Source organism: Streptomyces sp. KR55 (assembly GCF_052245645.1).
Taxonomy (GTDB): Bacteria; Actinomycetota; Actinomycetes; order Streptomycetales; family Streptomycetaceae; genus Streptomyces; species Streptomyces flavusporus.
Map to the genome: position 1 here is coordinate 1 of NZ_JBQQCE010000208.1, position 16,144 is coordinate 16,144.

Below are 16,144 nucleotides of genomic sequence, written 5' to 3' on the forward strand. Positions count from 1 at the left end.
GTTGTGCCGAGTGGTAGTAGGCGCGAGCCAGCAGCAGCCTGGGGCCGGTCTGCTCCGGGGCCTCCTCGACGACGGCGGCGAGCAGCTTCGCGGCGCCGATGTAGTCCTTGGCCTCGAAGAGCAGCTGGGCCCGCTCCCAGCGTTCGACGGTGGTCTCCTCGTGCGGGACCCCGGCGCCGTTGTCGAACAGGTGCAGGGCGCTTGCCCAGCGGTCGGGCGCGACGCCGCCGTTCGCCCGGTAGTCGTTGAAGTTCTCGGTCATCAGGACTCCTTTCCTGGCTGCCGCGTGCTCGGCGTCGCGGGCGGCGTGCAGGTCCTCGTAAACACGCTGCGGAACGCCCCTATTCCGCTGGCTGCGTCCGGAAGATCAGACACGTTGATTGACGAGTCACCTAACCTTCCCTAAGGTACGCGGTTGACGAATCAACCACGACCTGCGTCCAGACCGCCCGCAGCGGAGGCCGCACGGGAAGGAACCACCCCATGTACATCACCGCCGCCGTCCTCAGCGTGCTCCTCGCCCTCGTCACGCTGGCCGCGGGTGCACCCAAGTCGCTGCTCAAAGGTGACGTCTCCGCCGGGCTGCAGTCGCACATGGGGCTGAGTACGGGTCTCGTCCGCTTCATCGGGCTGGCCGAGGTGGCCGCCGCCGTGGGTCTGATCGTGGGGCTCTTCTGGCAGCCTCTGGGCATCGCGGCCGCCATCGGCTTCGCGATCACGATGGTCGGCGCAGTGGGGTTCCACGCGAAGGCCGGTGACTACGCCGACCCCGCCACCCGGGGGAACGCCATGGCCCCCTTCATCCTGATCGTGCTTTCCATTGCCACCGCCGTGACGCTCGGACTGGCCATGTGACCCCGCCCCAGGCTGTACCGGCCGCCCCCGCGGCAGCCGGTACAGTCTCGCTCGCCCATCGCCAGACACCTGAACCGTGCGCCACCGTGCCATGTGCCCCTGGCTCCATGGATCAGGACGCGTCCTCATCCAACTTCGCCACCACCCGTTCGGAGATCTCGGCCAGCGTCCGCAGTTCCGCCGGCGTGACGTGGTCGAGGAACAGGGTGCGCACCGCCTCCACATGCAGCGGGGCAGCGGCCTCGATCGCGGCACGCCCCGCGTCCGTGATCACCACGAACGCGCCGCGCCCGTCCTCGGCACACTCGTCCCGCACCACCAGCCCACGCTTCGCCATGCGGGCGATGTGGTGGGACATCCGGCTCTTCTCCCACTCCAGCGCCCGGGCAAGATCGAGAAACCGCTGCCGCCCTTCCGGCACATCCGTCAGCTGGACCAGCACCGCAAAGTCGGCGGCCGACAGGTTCGACTCGGTTTGCAGCAAGCGCGACAGACGGCCCCCGAGCCTCTCGTGCAGCCGGACAAAGCCCCGCCACGCACGCTGCTCTTCTGGCGTCAACCACCGCACCGTTTCTTCCATACAGGAAGTGTAAACGTAGTTGACAGTTCACCGAGCTGTATCCGCGGTGCTCAGCCCGTCCGCCGAGCCCTCAACTGGCTGCGGTAGCTGTGGCGCTCATTCAGCTCACCTCGATCTTCGAGGCGTTCTCGGCCAGCCAGGCGTCGAAGCTCTTGAGCGCCGGGTTGAGTTCCCGCAGCCGGTTCAGATCACGGGCGCCGGTGAACTCCCGGTCGAAGTCGCCGTAGTACTGGAACATGTTGCCGATCTCTTCGGCCGCCGGGATGTCGAGGGTGCGGAAGACGTCGTAGGGGACGGACTGGAAGCGCACCGGTTCGCCGATCGCGGCCCCCAACTTCTCCGCGTACTGGGCGCCGGTGAGGTGATCGCCCGCCAGGCCGATGGTGCTGCCGATGAACTGCTCGCCACCCTTGAGGATGGCGTGAGCCGTGCGGCCGATGTCCGCCACATCCACCCCGGAAAGGAGCTTGCCGTCCTCCAGCGGCAGGGTCAGCGTCAGTGCGCCGTCCTCGGCGCGCCGGGGGCCCATGCCCTGCAGGAAGCCCTGGAAGAAGAAGGTGGTGTTCAGGAAGGTCGTCGGCACTCCGGCCTGCCTGAACAGTTCGTTACCCTCACCCTTGGCGTCGAAGTGCGGCACGTTGTACTTGTCCTGCAGGACGGGCATCCGGCCGTCGTCCACCGGCAGCAGCTCGCGGGTGTCCTCCAGCGTGGACCAGACCACGTGGCGCAGGCCGGCGGCCTTGGCGGCCCGGACCAGGACGTTGATCTCGTCCGTCTCCTTGGCCGCCGAGCCGTGCGCCCAGAAGTTGGTGACGAGGAAGGCGCCGTAGGCACCCTCGAACGCCTTGTGCACGGTCGGCTCGTCATGGAAGTCCGCCCGCACGACCTCGGCCCCGAGCTCGGCGAGCTCCCTGGCCGCGGGCGAGTCGGGGTTCCGGGTCAGCGCGCGCACCGCAAAGCCCGAATCCGGATCGGCGAGGATCGCCCGTGCGGCGCCGCCGCCCTGTGCACCCGTCGCTCCGGCGATCGCGATGATCTTCTTGTCGCTCATACCAGTTACCCCTGTCCAAGGAGAGAAACTTCTAGTTGACGCATCAACTAATGCTGAAGCTAACGCATCCTGATTGATGCATCAACCTTTGCGGGTGGGATCCAGCCGTCTTCACCCAGACGGCCGTACGGCCCGGGCAGCGCGACTCAGCACACTCAGACCCTGCCCAGCGCCTCGAGTCGGGCGCGAAGCGTCGCCGCGATCTGTTCGGCTGCGGCGAGCTGGTCCGGCGTGAGGGGATCAGTGAACAGCTCCCGGACGGCCCGCAGATGAGGCAGGGACGCACCCCGGAACGCTTCCGCACCCTCGGGCGTGAGCACCACTTCAGCGCCCCGGCTGTCGGTGACGCACTCTTCGCGCCGGATCAACCCTCGCCGCTCCATACGCCCCAGCTGGTGCGAGAGACGGCTGCGCTGCCAGCCGATACGGGCCGCCAGTTCGGAGGGGCGCAGCCTGCGCCCCTCCGCTTCGCACAGCGCGAGGAGCACGGCGTAGTCGCCGGGCGACAAGGAGGACTCACTGTGCAGACGTGACGCGAGTTCGGACCGGAGCGCTTCCGTCGTCTCGATGAAGTCGCGCCAGATCCGCAGCTCCTCGGCGGTGGGAAACAGCTTGCGTCTCTCTGTCATGGTGTCGCCATCCCTCTTGTTGACATGTCAATCATAATCAGCAATGCTTGATGCGTCAACTTCGAACTTGGAAGGTAGGGCACCCGCCCATGTCTGATCCCGTCTTCGGTCTGGATACGTTCGGCGACGTACCGGAGGACGACTCCGGCACCCCGGTGTCCGACGCCAGGGCCATCCGGCAGGTCGTCGAGGAGGCCGTTCTCGCGGAGGGGACCGGCGTCGACGTCCTCGCCCTCGGTGAGCACCACCGTCCGGAGTTCGCGATCTCGACTCCCGAGACCGTGCTGGCCGGCATCGCCACCCGCACCGAGCGGATCCGTCTGTCCTCCGGCGTGACCGTGCTCAGCTCCGACGATCCGGTCCGGGTGTTCCAGCGGTTCGCGACCGTGGACGCACTCTCGAACGGCCGGGCCGAAGTCATCCTCGGGCGCGGTTCCTTCACCGAGTCGTTCCCCCTCTTCGGATACGACCTGAGCGACTACGACGTGCTGTTCGAGGAGAAGATCGAGCTCTTCGCCAAGCTGCTGGAGGAGAAGCCGGTCACCTGGAGCGGCACCAAGCGGGCCCCGCTCGACAACGCCGATGTCTTCCCCAAGACCGAGTCCGGGCACCTGAGCACCTGGGTCGGTGTGGGCGGCTCGCCCCAGTCGGTCATCCGCACCGCGCACTACGGCTTCCCGCTCATGATCGCCATCATCGGCGGCAACCCGGAACGCTTCGCGCCGTACATCGACCTCTACCAGCGCGCCACCGACAAGTTCGGCACGACCGCCCACCCGGTCGGGATGCACTCGCCCGGCTTCATCGCCGACACGGACGAGGAGGCCAAGGAACTGCACTGGCCGCACTACAAGGTCATCCGGGACCGCATCGGCGCGCTGCGGGGCTGGCCGCCGGTCCGCAAGGAGGAGTACGAGGCCGAGATCGAGCACGGCTCCCTCTACATCGGCTCGCCGGAGACGGTCGCCCGCAAGATCGCCCGCGCCATCAGGGCACTCGGCGTCGGTCGGTTCGACCTCATCTACACCACCGGAGCACAGCCGGTCAGCGCCCGCCTGCGTGCCGTCGAGCTGTACGGCACGCAGGTGATCCCGATGGTCCGCGACATCCTCGCAGGCTGAGGCCGTGAACGGAGAAGACATGGGCACCACGGACGTGCGCACGATCGGCATCCTGGGTGCGGGGAAGGTCGGCACCGTGCTCGCACGACTGGCCGTGGCAGCCGGTTATCGCGTGCTCGTCGCCGGATCGGGCGACCCCGCCAAGATCGCTCTCACCGTCGAAATCCTCACCCCCGGCGCGGTCGCGGTCACCGCGGAGCAAGCCGCGGCGCGATCAGATCTTGCCGTCCTGGCCCTCCCTCTCGGCAAGTACCGCAGCATTCCCGCCGAAGCACTGCGGGGCAGACTCGTCGTCGACGCGATGAACTACTGGTGGGAGGTCGACGGCGTGCGAGCGGACCTCACCGACCCGCGCACCTCGTCGAGCGAGATCGTGCAGGCCTACCTGCCTGGATCACACGTGGTCAAAGCCTTCAACCACATGGGCTACCACGACCTCGAGGACGGGGCCCGGCCCGCCGGAATCCGTGGCCGCAAGGCCATCGCCATCGCCGGTGACGACCCCGAGGACCTCATCACCGTCTCGCGCCTCGTCGACGACCTCGGCTTCGACCCCGTCGTCGCGGGCCCGCTGGCCTCGGGGGTACGGCTGGAGCCGGGCACCGAGCCGTTCGGCGCCAACGTCGACGCCGAGGAGCTGCGCGCGATGCTCAACCGCTTCCCGGAATCGGAGCGTGGACGGACTGTCATCAGCGCCCGGACCGCTGCTCCAGCACCCTTTCGAGCAACAGATTGACACGTCACCTTTCCTTCTCTAATTTAGATGACGCATCAATTACGGTTGTGGGGCTCAAGGCCTTCTGACGACAACCGCAAGAGAGCGCGAACCAGAACGCCTCCCACACACCTCCCGAACCTTCGTTCAGGCAGCCACAACCACGATCACCGTTAGGGAATTACATGACCAGGATCGGCATCATCCTCGGCAGCACCCGACCCAACCGCAACGGCGAGCAGGTGGCCAAGTGGGTCTATGACATCGCCTCCCGGCGCAGTGACGCCGAGTTCGAGCTCGTCGACCTGCGTGACTACCCGCTGCCGCACCTGGACGAGCCGCTGCCCCCGTCGATGGGCCAGTACCAGAACGAGCACACCAAGATGTGGGCCGAGAAGATCGCCTCCTTCGACGGGTTCGTCTTCGTCACCCCGGAGTACAACCACAGCACGTCCGGCGTACTCAAGAACGCCATCGACTACCTCTACAACGAGTGGAACAACAAGGCCGTCGGCTTCGTGTCGTACGGCGGGGTCGGCGGCGCCCGGGCCGTGGAGCACCTGCGACTGGTCGTCGGCGAACTGCAGATGGCCGACGTGCGCCAGCAGGTGGCGCTGTCGCTGATGACCGAGTTCGAGAACTTCAGCGTCCTCAAGCCCAACGACTACAACGTGCAGGCCCTCGACACCCTGCTCCACCAGGTCGTCGCCTGGAGCGGAGCCCTGGCACCGCTCCGCGCCGCCGCCTGAGCCACAGCTCAAGCCCCTGCCGGGCCCGGTGTCACCGGGCCCGGCAGGGGCAGTCCCCGTTCTGATCCGGCTCCGACCCGATCCGGCACCCGGGAGGAGCGCTCACCGCGCGAACGATGAAGGATCACCAGGCGATGACCAACGGCGACGGACTCGCGGGATTCCTGCGCTCGCGTCGGGAGCAACTGCGCCCCGAACAGGTCGGCTTGCGCTCCGCCGGCCGACGGCGGACACCCGGGCTGCGGCGAGAGGAGCTCGCCACACTCGCCGGCCTGAGCGTCGAGTACCTGGAGCGGCTGGAGCAGGGCCGGGACACCAACCCCTCGGTCGCGGTGCTCGCCGCGCTCGCGGAGGCGCTGCGGCTCTCCGACGACGAGAAGCGGCACCTGGCGATGCTGGCCATGAAACGGCACAGCGCCGCACTCGTCCCGGCTCCCCACCCGGTCGGTGAGGAGCCGCGATCCACAGTGCGTGCGCTGCTGGACCATCTCGATCCCACGCCGGCGTGCCTGCTCGGGCCGATCTACAACCTCGTGGCGTGGAACCGCGCCTGGGAGACGGTGGTGAGGCCGCTGGGAGCGCTGGATGAGGACCGGCCCAACTTCGGCCGCTTCCACTTCCTCCACCCCAGGGCGCGCCGGATCTTCGCCGACAGCGAGTGGGAGACCATCGCGGACGAGCTGGTCGGCTGGCTCCGGTCCGCCCAGCCGGACTGGGGTTCCGACGACGAGTTCCGTGACCTCGTCGAGGACCTGGGCTCGGTGCCCGAGTTCGCGCGGAGATGGGCCGCCCACCCGGTCGCGTTCAGGCAACCGGGCAGCCGGCGTCTCCTTCACCCCGATGCCGGGACCCTGCGCTTCACGATCGAGGTTCTCCTCGTCGGAGAGGCCCATCACTGGCTTCAGCTGTGGGTGCCGTACGACGAGCAGACCACGTCCGCCATCAACGACCTGCTCAACGCGCCAGGGAATGAGCGAAGCCGCTGACACTGCGGACGTTCGCGGCGTAGACGTCGGGCATCGTCGCGCGGAAGAGGATCTCGGCCTCGTGCGACAGGCCCGGATTCATCCAGGCGCTCGCCGGGACGCCCGCCGCGAGCAGCTTGCGGTAGTAGTCGAGTCCCTCGTCCCGCAGTGGGTCGACCTCGTTGACCGAGATCACGTGCGGCGGAAGTCCTTCCAGGTCGGCGGTGGTGGCCCGAGCGGGCCAGCAGGTCGCCTCGTCGATGTGTGCCGAACCAGGGTCGTAGATCTCGGCGAGTACCTGCATCATCTCGCGATGGTTGAAGTACCCGTCGTACTCGGCCACGGAGCGCGGCGCCTCGCTGCCGTCGGCCCACTTGCCGTAGACGTACGGGCACTGCGCATACACCCCGGAGATCGCCGAGAGGAAACCCTCCCGCTTGGCCTTGATGGCCAGCGCGAGAGAGAGGTTGGCACCGCCCGAGTCGCCCGACACCACGATGTTCGACACGCCCAACTCGGAGGCATGCTCCGCGACCCACTTCACACCGGTCGCGCAGTCCTCCAGCCCGGCCGGATAGGGGTGGGGGCCGAGTTTGCCCGCGCCGTTGCGGAACTCGACGCCGACGACGACCAGGCCGGTGGCCGCCAGTTCGCGCCGCCAGCGGTCGTAGACCGCACCCGTCGCCCCCATCATGACCATGCCGCCGCCGTGCAGGTGGTAAATGCACGGCAGCGGACCCTCCGCAGCCTCCGGACGGGACACGTACAGCTTGATCTCATGGCCGTCCGCTCCCACCACGGTGTGCGTCTCGGATACGACCCCTTCGACCTCGGGCAGTCCGGCCATCAGTGTCTCGAACACCGGCTCGAAGGCGGCCTCGGCGCCTTCCGCGAACTGCAGTAGTTCCGCTCGCGTGGAACGAGGGCTCACCGGTGGCGCCGCCGCCGGCCCGTCGAGCCCGAACGGTGCCAACGCCGCTACGACACCCGGATGGACCCGGGGATCGGTCCTGAGCGACAGCTCAGGGTCTCCGAGGCGCCCCGGTGCGGCGTTGCGAAGTTCCGTAGCACTTTCCGTCGTCACGGACGGACTCCTTCTTGCAGCAGGTGGATTTTCGGTGGGTTCAGGACGGTGTCCGCGTCAGCCGCGGAAGAGTGCGCCGGAGTCGGGGACCGGGGCGTAGGCGCCGAGGGAGGACAGCACCTGCCAGGAGGTGGCGGTGGCGGCGGTGATGACGGGCAGGTCGACGACGGCTTCGGCGGCGGGGATGGCGTCCAGGGAGGGCATCTGCACGCAGGCGCTGAGCACGACCGCGTCGGCGCCGCGGGTGTCGAGGCGGCCGGCGATCTCCGGCAGCTGGGTCTGGTCGAGGCGGCCGACGGCGAGGTTGTCGTCCACTTCCAGGCTGATCGCGTCCTGGACCTCGATGCCCTCGCCCTCGATGTAGTCCACGACGCGGGCGGTGAGGGGCTTCATGTACGGGGTGACGAGGGAGACCTTGCGGGCGCCGAGGTGGTGCAGGCCGGCGACCAGCGCCCCGGCGCTCGACTTCACGTCCACCGGGGCTCCTGCGTCCGCCGCCGTCTTGGTCAGTCGTTTTTCGATCTCGCGGTGTATGCCGCGGCCCTGGGACATGATGGCGACCAGGCAGGCGTAGGCCATCACGTCCACGTCCGCGTCGGCCAGTTCGATGGCGGCGCGGTCGGCATCGGCGTTCATCGCGGCGAGCTCTTCGGCGCTGACCGTCTTCATCCGCATCCGGCTGGAGTGGAAGGTGAACCGGTCACCGGTCGCGGCCGCCACCCGCCGCAGCACTTCAGGGACTTCCGTCTCCATCGTCGTGTTGGAACTCGGCACCAACAGGCCCACGCGGTAGGAGGTCATCGCCGTACACCTTTCGTCAACGCATGCGGGTAGGCCATGACGGTTTCACCGGGCACCCCTCGGTGGAACGCCCGGCGGATACTCCGTACTCGCAGGGCGAGGCTCGGCAGCGTCTCCCTGGGAGTACGGAGTATCGGCCCGGCGTTCCACGCCGGTTCCGCGGCGTCCATCGTCGATGCCAAGCAGCCGAACCGAACGGAAAGGGACGTCCGATGGAACTGAGGCCGATGCGATCCTGGATTCACCACAGCAGGGGCAAGGTGCTGCGGCAGGCGGAGACGACGCGGGACGAGCTGGGTCTGCACGAGGACATGCTCACCCGGCAGGGCTTCGAGGGCCGTGACGCACACCTGTACCGGCGCAACGAGCCGATCGCCTGGAAGCGCGCCGAGGAGGGCGCGGAAGCATACGACTTCGACGGGGAAGCGGTGGAACCCACCGACCTGACGCAGGCCGACGGCGGCCGCTGCGGCTGCTCCACAACCCCGACGTGTCGATCTGGGTGAGCCGACGCAGCGCCAACATGCCCTATTCGGTGCGCAACGCCGACGGGGACGAGCTGTACTTCGTGCACGAAGGCACCGGCACCTTCTACACCGAGTTCGGCCCCATCCCCTACGAGCCCGGTGACTACGTCCTGCTGCCGAAGGGCACGACCTACCGGATCCGCCCGGCCGTCCCGGAGAACTACTTCCTGATCGTCGAGTCGACCGAGGAGCTCGGCTTCGCCGACATCGGACCGTTCGGCCGCCGCGCCCCGTTCGACCCGACCCTGCTGTACGTGCCCTCCCCCGCGCTGGACGAGCTCGGTGACGGCCGCAACGAGGACGGCGAGTGGCCGGTACGGATCAAGTCCCAGAACGAGTACAGCTCGGTGTACTGCGAGTTCGACCCGATCGATGTCGAGGGATGGAAGGGCGACCTGTTCCCCTTCAAGCTCAACATCCGGGACTACCGGCCGGTCATGAGCGACCGTATCCACCTCATGCCGTCCGCGTACGCCGTTTTCGCCACGCCGAGCTTCATGGTGGGCAACCTGGTCCCGCGCCCCTACGAGACGGCGCCGGACGCGGAGCTCGTCCCGGCGGTCCACCGCAACATGGACTACGACGAGTTCACGTTCGTCCACCGCGGGCCGGTCATGGGCCTGGACGTCGCCCACGCCGGCATGTCCCTCGTTCCGCGGGGCCGGCACCACGGCTTCCCGGAGCAGATGCAGAAGGAGCTCCGCAAGAACTTCAAGCCGGGCGACCGCAACGAGATGCAGATCGTCTTCGTGGACACGCTGCGCCCGCTGCCGCCCTCCCCGGAGCTCCTGGACACCAGGCGCAAGGGTGAGCACTTCTTCGAGGGCGGACGAGGAAGGAGTGACGCCCAGTGACGCAGCAGAAGCAGGTCAGCACCACAGCCGTCGGCCTGATCGACTTCGAGGCGCTGCCGGCGGGGACCGACACGACGCTCATCTCGCTCGCCGCCGCCGACGGCGCCGGCTCCCGAGGGGTCCTCTACGCCCGGGGCGGCGAGCGGACGGTGGTCGTGGTGTCGCACCCCCGGGGCGACATGAGCCGCCACTACGCCGCTCCCGCGGCCCTGGAGGCCGGGTACGCGTTCTACGTCCACCAGCCCCGAAGCCTGAACAACGACGTCGACATCGAGCACGAACGGCTGCTGCTCGATCTGGCGGCGGGGCTGAGCCACCTCAAGAACGAGCAGGGCTACGAGAAGATCGTGCTGCTCGGCAACAGCGGCGGCGGTTCGCTGCTGACGTTCTACCAGCAGCAGGCGAGCACGCCCCCGCCGGGAAGGCTGACGGACACCGCGTCCGGGGACCCGCTGGACCTCAACGCGGTGGAGATGCCCAAGGCGGACGGTGTCGTCCTGATCGCCGCGCATCCGGGCCAGGGTTCGTTCATGCTGACCGCCATCGACCCGTCGATGATCGACGAGGCGGATCCGCTGGCGGTGGACCCGGAGTTGGACATGTACAACCCGGCGAACGGGTTCCGTGAGCCCCCGGAGCCGAGCAAGTACTCCGTGGAGTTCCTCGAGCGGTACCGGGCGGCGCAGCGGGCCCGCGTGGCCCGGCTGGACGCCCGGGCCCGCGCCCTGATCGACGAGCAGCGGCGCTACAAGCAGAAGATGCAGGAGCCGGGCTTCGCGGACCTGCCGCTGGAGGAGCGCACCTACATCACCCGCCGCGTGTTGGTCGGCCAGTACATGGTCGTACACCGCACGGAGGCCGATCCGGCCTACTTGGACGTGAGCCTGCACTCCTGGAAGTCCACCCGTAAGCCCGCCTCGATCCTCGGACCCCGGCCGGACCAGATCAACTACGCGCCCGGTGGGTTCGGCAGGCTCGCCACGCCGCGAGCGTGGCTGAGCACGTGGTCGGGACTGTCGACCCGGGCCGAGCTCATCGAGTCGCTGAAGTCGATCCACGAGCCGCTCCTCCTGATCAATCTGACGTCGGACAACATCGTCTTCCCCGACGACAGCCAGGCACAGCTCGACGCCAGCCCGGCCGAGGACAAGACGATCCGGTTCGTGGAAGCAGAACACTTCGCCACCCCCCTCCCGAAGCGGGAAGAGGCCCTGCGACTCGTCGCCGGGTGGCTCGCTGCACGCTTCCCCGCAGCGCGGACCCTCTGACCGCTTCCTCAGGTCGGCGGGGAGGCGGTGCGGCGCCTCCCCGCCGACGCGGTGACACAGCCCAACACGACCACCGACTGGGTGGGCCCTATCAGGAGGATCACGTGAAGCAGTTCGTCGTGACGCTCGGACTCGTCGGAGGACCGCCGAGCCCGGAGATGAGTGAGGCGCAGTCGGCATTCCTGGCCAAGCTGTACGAGCAAGGCACCCTCACGATGTCCGGTCCGTTCAGCGACGGCGGTGGCGGTATGGCCATCCTGCGCTGCGACTCTCTCGAAGAAGCGCAGGACATCTACCGAGAGAGCCCCATCGTCCGCTCGGGCGGCGCGACGGTGGACGTGCGCGAATGGAACGTCGTGTGGGGATCGGCGCAGCCCTGACACCGCCGAGGCAGTGCTGGCAGGGCGACCGAGCGGCGTCTTCCCCGGACGGCTGGAAAGGATCAGCGCGCCGCCCACTCGAGCGTCCGCTGGGCCAATTCCAGCGTTGACGACGGGTGCTCGCCCGCGCCGCCCGTGCGGAACCCCGGCCGCGGGTTCCGCACGGGCGGCGACGTCGTTGGCGGCGAATGCATCGGCGGGGCGGCCCATGTGCCGGTACATGGTGCCCGCGTGACTCCAGAACTTGATGGCCTGGTCGCCGGACATCTCGGCGCGGGCCTGGGCCTCGCGCATGTGCGCCTTCGCGACGTCGTAACGCCGACCGTCGATGGCGGCCCACATCGCCGAGGAACGGAAGGCCGCTGCGGAGGCGTAGAGGTTGCTGCGTACGCGCTGGGTGGCGCTGCCCGCGTTCTGGAGGTTCAGCGCCTCGTCGGCGAGCGCGGCGGCCCGCTGCTCGATGCCGAGTTGTCCGCCGTGGCGGTGGTCGCTGGCGATGATCTCAGCGAAGCGCTTTTGCAGACAGTCGACGTCGCTCATGCCGATACGGCGCGGCGATGCGGTGCCGGGAGCGGCTGCTGCCGCGGCTATGCCGCCGACGAGGGTACGGCGCTTCATATCGGGGTCCTCCTGCTGCGGTGGAGCCGGGGTGGACGGAGTCCGGCCCCGTGGCACGAACCCTAGAGCGATGGCGGGCAGGCCGCTGACGTCCTCAAGTGCTTTGCGGGTAGCCGATTTGGGCCACGTGACCCGGCCTGCTTTCCAGGCCCGGACCGATGAGCCGTCGAGGCCGCCAGGCCGGCCGGTCAGCCGCTCTAAAGCCCTGTTCACAGCGTCAGCAAGGCTGTTGGAGCTGTAGCCGTGTTCGGCCATCCACGCCTCAAGAACTGTGTTGCGCGTGGTGTCTATTCACGCACGGTAGCTCTCACACCCCCTCACCCACCAGGTAAACGAAGGGTCAAATCGTCCTAGGTCCATCCGTCGGGTGGACGGCTGATCGCCCTAATCACCTTGCTGTGAAAGGGAGTTGTCTTGTTGCTGGCCGCTCGCCACGCCCTACCGGGCGAACGGCTGTTGACGGCCCGGCCCGCCCCTGAAGTCCCCCCGATGGGGTGGGCCGGGCATCGAGACAACACGAAGGCTCCCCCAATGACGAGTCTCAGTACGCCAGTTCAAGCCGCGTCCGTCGGCCACCCTGCCTATAGCCAGACCTTCCCGTGCGAGCCGTCCACGGCTGAGATCGGCCGCAGGCTTGTCCGGGACGTCCTCGCCATATGGCACCTCAACGACCTCGCCGACCGGGCTGCGCTGATCATCACAGAGCTGATCGCGAACGCCTCCAGGCACACCCCGTGTCCCGAGATCCGCCTCATTGTCTGGCGGCCGAGCGCGAGACGACTACGTGTCGGGGTCGTGGACCGGGAACCGTCGCGTCTGCCCGTACTCAGCCAGGCGGCTGACGACGACGAGTCGGGCCGCGGACTGCTCCTCATCGATGCCGTCGCCGGCCGCTGGGGCTACGACCTGCAAGGCTCGGGCCGACGCCCATGGGGCAAAGAGGTCTGGGCCGAACTCCGCACCGAGGGCGACGAGTGAGCATCCCGGCCACGGCACCCTCACCCCTTCCGGACGTCGCACGACTCCGGCCTCGCCAGCAGATGGCCATGGACTGCGCCCTCTGCGCCCGCCCACTGGGAGCGAGCGGCCGGCGGCTGGGCGGCGAGATGCGCCACTGGGCCTGCCGTTCCAGCTCTGGGCCTGCTCGCGGTCCGCTACGAGGCGACCGTTCGCATCGCGGCCATCAACGAGTTGCTGTGACCAGCTGCCATACGAAACCGGCCAGGATGGCGCGTGAGCGTCAGGAACTCATCGCGGCTCGGTCGGACTCGCTGCGAAGAACACAGAATTCGTTGCCTTCAGGGTCAGCAAGGACTGCCCAGCCAGAGCCATCGGGATTCCGGTGATCGGTGACAAAGGTGGCACCGAGGCCGAGCAGCCGTTCCACCTCCTGCTCACGCGACGTCTCAGGGCGCAAACACAGATGGATCCGGTTCTTGATCTTCTTAGACTCGGGCACCTGGTTGAAGTGCAGCACTGGGCCCTCCGCCAGCAGCACCTGAGTCTCCCGGTCACCCGGTTTGTCCTCCGGATGCAGTGGACGGCCAGTCACCCTGCTCCAGAACCGGGCCAGCTCGTAGGCATCCGCACAGTCAATCGCCACGTTCTGCAATACCGAAACCATGCGCGCGAGCCTTCCTCACTTCCACTCCAGCCGCCACCGAGTTGCGCTCAGCCTTCGCGCACACAGCTCAGGCGCATGGCAGCACTTCCGATACACGCCCTAACGACGCCGACCGCGTCTCGATCATCCACGCCTGGAACGCCTCAACATGCGCCCGGCTGACCTCGACCGGATCCTCGGCCGCCCCATCGGCGTCCGGATCCGGCGAGTACTCCCCCAGATAGCGCGCCAGCTGCGCGGCCGCCAGCAAATAGTTGTAGCGGGTGGTCTCCGGATAGTTTCCCGACCGCAGCGAGCGGTCCCAGTCCCGCAGGAACCCCGACCAGGTCTTGGACAGACCCGCAGTGATCTTGTTCAAGTCCAAGAGCGGCATCTTCGCCGGCCTCCGAGTAAAGGTGCCGATGAGCGGCATGCTCAACCTCGAAGCCCGAATGCGACCCACACAGAAGAAGGGCCCTCACAGGCTCCCGCCTGCGAAGACCCTTCGCACCGTCGGGACGACAGGATTTGAACCTGCGACCCCTTGACCCCCAGTCAAGTGCGCTACCAAGCTGCGCCACGTCCCGGTGCCCGTACCCGCGGCGGCCGCGTGAACGTGCAGGTAAACCCTACCTCATGCACGTGACAGCCCCGGGACGGCACGGATCGGGCGTGCCATCGCCCGCGAGGGCTCAGCCTCGGGTGGCGGGTGTGGCGGGCTCCGGTGCGGTGTCCGGCACGTTGTCGGCCGAGCGGGCCGGGACGGCCGGGCGGCCGGGGCGGCGAGCGGGGACGAGGAGTGCGGCGAGGGCCGCGGCGAGGCAGAGCACGGCCAGCAGGGCGAAGCCGTGCGTGTAGCCGGAGTCGTAGGGCAGGCCCGAGGACTGGAGGCGGCCGGTGACCAGGACGCTGGTCACCGCGGCGCCGATGGATCCGCCGATGGTGCGGATGTTGGCGTTCATGCCGGTGGCCGCACCGGTCTGCGCCGCCGGGACACTGCCTACGATCAGGTTGGCCATGGCGGCGAAGGCGAGCCCGATGCCGAGGCCGAACACGCCTGCGACGAAGGCGACTTGCCAGGGCCGGTCGTGCCACAGGGCGAGGAAGCCGCAGGCGACGGCACCGAGCGCGGCGCCGGTGATGAGGAGCATCTTGGCGCCCAGCACCGGCTCCAGCCGACCGCTCAGCACGCCCGAGAGGAACATCGCGACCAGCATCGGCAGCATGAGCAGCCCGGCCTCGGTGACGCTCGCGCCGAAGCCGTACCCCGCGGAGCCGGGCGTCTGCACGAACCCGGGGAGGAAGGACCAGATCGCGTACATGCCCGCGCCGAACAGCAGCGCGGCGGTGTTGGTGGTCCACACCGCGGGCAGCCGCATGACCCGCAGGTCGATCAGCGGGGTGCGGGAGCGGGCCTCGGCCAGCAGCCACAGCGCGAACAGGGCGACGGCAGCGGCGAACAGGCCGATGACGCGGGCCGAGCCCCAGCCCCACTGGCCCGCCTGGCTGAGCGGCAGCAGCAACGCCACCAGCCAGGCCGACAGCAGCGCGGCGCCGAGCCAACTGACGTTTCCTTCGGCCCGGTTGGGCGATTCGGGTACGTACCGCAGGGCGATGAGCGTGGTGAGTGCGACGATCGCGACGGGGATCCAGAACAGCCAGCGGTAGTCGAGCGCGGAGACGATCGGTCCGGCCGCGACCATGCCGACGCCACCGCCCGCGGCGATCACCGCGGACAGGTTGCTGATGCTTCCGCTGACCTGCGCCGGGGCGAACTCGTCCCGGATGATGCCGAAGGAGAGCGGGAACAGGGCTCCCCCGACTCCCTGGACGACGCGGGCGACGATCAGCACACCGATGCTCGGCGCGAGCGCGGCGAGCAGACAGCCGGCCAGCACCGTCAGCAGGACGGCAACGAGGGTGCGCTTCTTGCCGATCAGGTCGCCGACGCGGCCGAGGATCGGAGTGAACACCGAGGCCGACAGCAGATAGGCCGTCATCACCCAGGTCGCGGTGGACTGCGAGGTGTGCAGGGCGTGCTGGACCGTCGGCAGGGCAGGCGCGATCAGGGACTGGAGCATGGCGAAGACGCCGGCACCGGTCGCGAGGACCGCGAAGGTGAGACGGGTGGACTTGCGGGGCATGAAAGGCCTCTCCGGACAGGACAGGTGCGGCCGAGGTCATCCGGCGCGGACGTACGGACGGGCGCGCTGCGGGGCAGCGTCGGGCACGCCGACGGCCGCGGGGAGCGGTCGCGGAGGGGTGTGGCGTAGGGGACGGGCGGTGCACTCGGGTGCAGGGCCCGTGGCAGGGTCGATACGGGGGTGTCTGCGACGGGGGCGTG

At 68.6% G+C, this 16,144-nt stretch carries 19 protein-coding genes, 1 tRNA gene and 1 pseudogene; 10 read left to right on the top strand and 11 right to left on the bottom strand.

Going from position 1 to position 16,144, the window contains the following annotated elements:
* Positions 1 to 262, bottom strand: a 262-nt coding sequence (locus ACTWQJ_RS27540; protein ID WP_443309240.1) for a tetratricopeptide repeat protein, incomplete at its 3' end; no start/stop codon positions are given.
* Between the two features lie 221 nt (positions 263 to 483).
* Here ACTWQJ_RS27540 and ACTWQJ_RS27545 point away from each other — a divergent pair.
* Positions 484 to 855, top strand: a complete 372-nt coding sequence (locus ACTWQJ_RS27545; RefSeq protein ID WP_443309241.1) for a DoxX family protein — start codon at positions 484 to 486, stop codon at positions 853 to 855.
* 112 nt (positions 856 to 967) lie between these two features.
* Here the strand turns inward: ACTWQJ_RS27545 and ACTWQJ_RS27550 are convergent, their stop codons facing one another.
* From ACTWQJ_RS27550 to ACTWQJ_RS27560, 3 genes are all read right to left on the bottom strand, one after another.
* Positions 968 to 1,435, bottom strand: a complete 468-nt coding sequence (locus ACTWQJ_RS27550) for a MarR family winged helix-turn-helix transcriptional regulator (RefSeq protein WP_443309242.1) — start codon at positions 1,433 to 1,435, stop codon at positions 968 to 970.
* Positions 1,436 to 1,535: 100 nt separating this feature from the next.
* Positions 1,536 to 2,486, bottom strand: a complete 951-nt coding sequence (locus tag ACTWQJ_RS27555) for an NmrA/HSCARG family protein (protein ID WP_443309243.1) — start codon at positions 2,484 to 2,486, stop codon at positions 1,536 to 1,538.
* Between the two features lie 155 nt (positions 2,487 to 2,641).
* A complete protein-coding gene (locus ACTWQJ_RS27560; RefSeq protein ID WP_443309244.1) occupies positions 2,642 to 3,115 on the bottom strand; it encodes a MarR family winged helix-turn-helix transcriptional regulator in 474 nt (157 codons plus the stop codon).
* 89 nt (positions 3,116 to 3,204) lie between these two features.
* Here ACTWQJ_RS27560 and ACTWQJ_RS27565 point away from each other — a divergent pair, with 89 nt between their 5' ends.
* From ACTWQJ_RS27565 to ACTWQJ_RS27580, 4 genes are all read left to right on the top strand, one after another.
* Entirely contained in the window at positions 3,205 to 4,236 is a 1,032-nt protein-coding gene (locus ACTWQJ_RS27565) for an LLM class flavin-dependent oxidoreductase (protein WP_443309245.1), read from the top strand.
* A 19-nt stretch (positions 4,237 to 4,255) separates the two neighbouring features.
* Complete coding sequence (locus ACTWQJ_RS27570; RefSeq protein ID WP_443309246.1) at positions 4,256 to 4,972, top strand: NADPH-dependent F420 reductase; 717 nt, start codon at positions 4,256 to 4,258, stop codon at positions 4,970 to 4,972.
* 164 nt (positions 4,973 to 5,136) lie between these two features.
* Entirely contained in the window at positions 5,137 to 5,700 is a 564-nt protein-coding gene (locus ACTWQJ_RS27575) for an NADPH-dependent FMN reductase (protein ID WP_443309247.1), read from the top strand.
* A gap of 116 nt (positions 5,701 to 5,816) precedes the next feature.
* Positions 5,817 to 6,686 (top strand): helix-turn-helix domain-containing protein, encoded by an 870-nt coding sequence (locus ACTWQJ_RS27580; protein ID WP_443309248.1) that lies wholly within the window; start codon positions 5,817 to 5,819, stop codon positions 6,684 to 6,686.
* Here ACTWQJ_RS27580 and ACTWQJ_RS27585 read toward each other — a convergent pair.
* Both ACTWQJ_RS27585 and ACTWQJ_RS27590 read right to left on the bottom strand, forming a co-directional pair.
* Positions 6,655 to 7,749, bottom strand: coding sequence for an alpha/beta hydrolase fold domain-containing protein (locus tag ACTWQJ_RS27585; RefSeq protein WP_443309249.1), 1,095 nt, complete (start codon positions 7,747 to 7,749; stop codon positions 6,655 to 6,657). The two genes, ACTWQJ_RS27580 and ACTWQJ_RS27585, sit on opposite strands and share 32 nt — an antisense overlap.
* Positions 7,750 to 7,806: 57 nt before the next feature.
* Positions 7,807 to 8,550 (bottom strand): maleate cis-trans isomerase family protein, encoded by a 744-nt coding sequence (locus ACTWQJ_RS27590; RefSeq protein ID WP_443309250.1) that lies wholly within the window; start codon positions 8,548 to 8,550, stop codon positions 7,807 to 7,809.
* Between the two features lie 227 nt (positions 8,551 to 8,777).
* Here ACTWQJ_RS27590 and ACTWQJ_RS27595 point away from each other — a divergent pair, with 227 nt between their 5' ends.
* From ACTWQJ_RS27595 to ACTWQJ_RS27610, 4 genes are all read left to right on the top strand, one after another.
* Positions 8,778 to 9,056 carry a hypothetical protein gene (locus ACTWQJ_RS27595; RefSeq protein ID WP_443309251.1) on the top strand — a complete coding sequence of 93 codons (279 nt, stop codon included), beginning with the start codon at positions 8,778 to 8,780 and terminating at the stop codon, positions 9,054 to 9,056.
* A complete protein-coding gene (locus tag ACTWQJ_RS27600) occupies positions 9,041 to 9,931 on the top strand; it encodes a homogentisate 1,2-dioxygenase (RefSeq protein WP_443309252.1) in 891 nt (296 codons plus the stop codon). Before ACTWQJ_RS27595 ends, ACTWQJ_RS27600 begins: the two co-directional genes overlap by 16 nt.
* Positions 9,928 to 11,199, top strand: coding sequence for a hypothetical protein (locus ACTWQJ_RS27605; protein WP_443309253.1), 1,272 nt, complete (start codon positions 9,928 to 9,930; stop codon positions 11,197 to 11,199). The genes ACTWQJ_RS27600 and ACTWQJ_RS27605 overlap by 4 nt, the downstream gene beginning before the upstream one ends.
* A gap of 215 nt (positions 11,200 to 11,414) precedes the next feature.
* A complete protein-coding gene (locus ACTWQJ_RS27610) occupies positions 11,415 to 11,579 on the top strand; it encodes a YciI family protein (RefSeq protein ID WP_443309258.1) in 165 nt (54 codons plus the stop codon).
* Positions 11,580 to 11,747: 168 nt separating this feature from the next.
* On the opposite strand, the pseudogene ACTWQJ_RS27615 reads toward ACTWQJ_RS27610, so the two are convergent.
* Positions 11,748 to 12,197 (bottom strand): annotated as a pseudogene (locus ACTWQJ_RS27615) (XRE family transcriptional regulator); the annotation flags it as partial.
* A gap of 531 nt (positions 12,198 to 12,728) precedes the next feature.
* Here ACTWQJ_RS27615 and ACTWQJ_RS27620 point away from each other — a divergent pair.
* Entirely contained in the window at positions 12,729 to 13,175 is a 447-nt protein-coding gene (locus ACTWQJ_RS27620) for an ATP-binding protein (protein WP_443309254.1), read from the top strand.
* A 262-nt stretch (positions 13,176 to 13,437) separates the two neighbouring features.
* Here the strand turns inward: ACTWQJ_RS27620 and ACTWQJ_RS27625 are convergent, their stop codons facing one another.
* The 4 genes from ACTWQJ_RS27625 to ACTWQJ_RS27640 form a co-directional block, all read right to left on the bottom strand.
* Entirely contained in the window at positions 13,438 to 13,821 is a 384-nt protein-coding gene (locus ACTWQJ_RS27625) for a VOC family protein (RefSeq protein WP_443309255.1), read from the bottom strand.
* 67 nt (positions 13,822 to 13,888) lie between these two features.
* Complete coding sequence (locus ACTWQJ_RS27630) at positions 13,889 to 14,185, bottom strand: phage integrase N-terminal SAM-like domain-containing protein (RefSeq protein WP_443309256.1); 297 nt, start codon at positions 14,183 to 14,185, stop codon at positions 13,889 to 13,891.
* A 128-nt stretch (positions 14,186 to 14,313) separates the two neighbouring features.
* A tRNA-Pro gene (locus ACTWQJ_RS27635) sits at positions 14,314 to 14,387 on the bottom strand.
* 105 nt (positions 14,388 to 14,492) lie between these two features.
* Positions 14,493 to 15,944: an MFS transporter gene (locus ACTWQJ_RS27640; RefSeq protein ID WP_443309257.1), complete on the bottom strand. Its 1,452-nt coding sequence runs from the start codon at positions 15,942 to 15,944 to the stop codon at positions 14,493 to 14,495.
* Positions 15,945 to 16,144 lie beyond the last annotated feature (200 nt).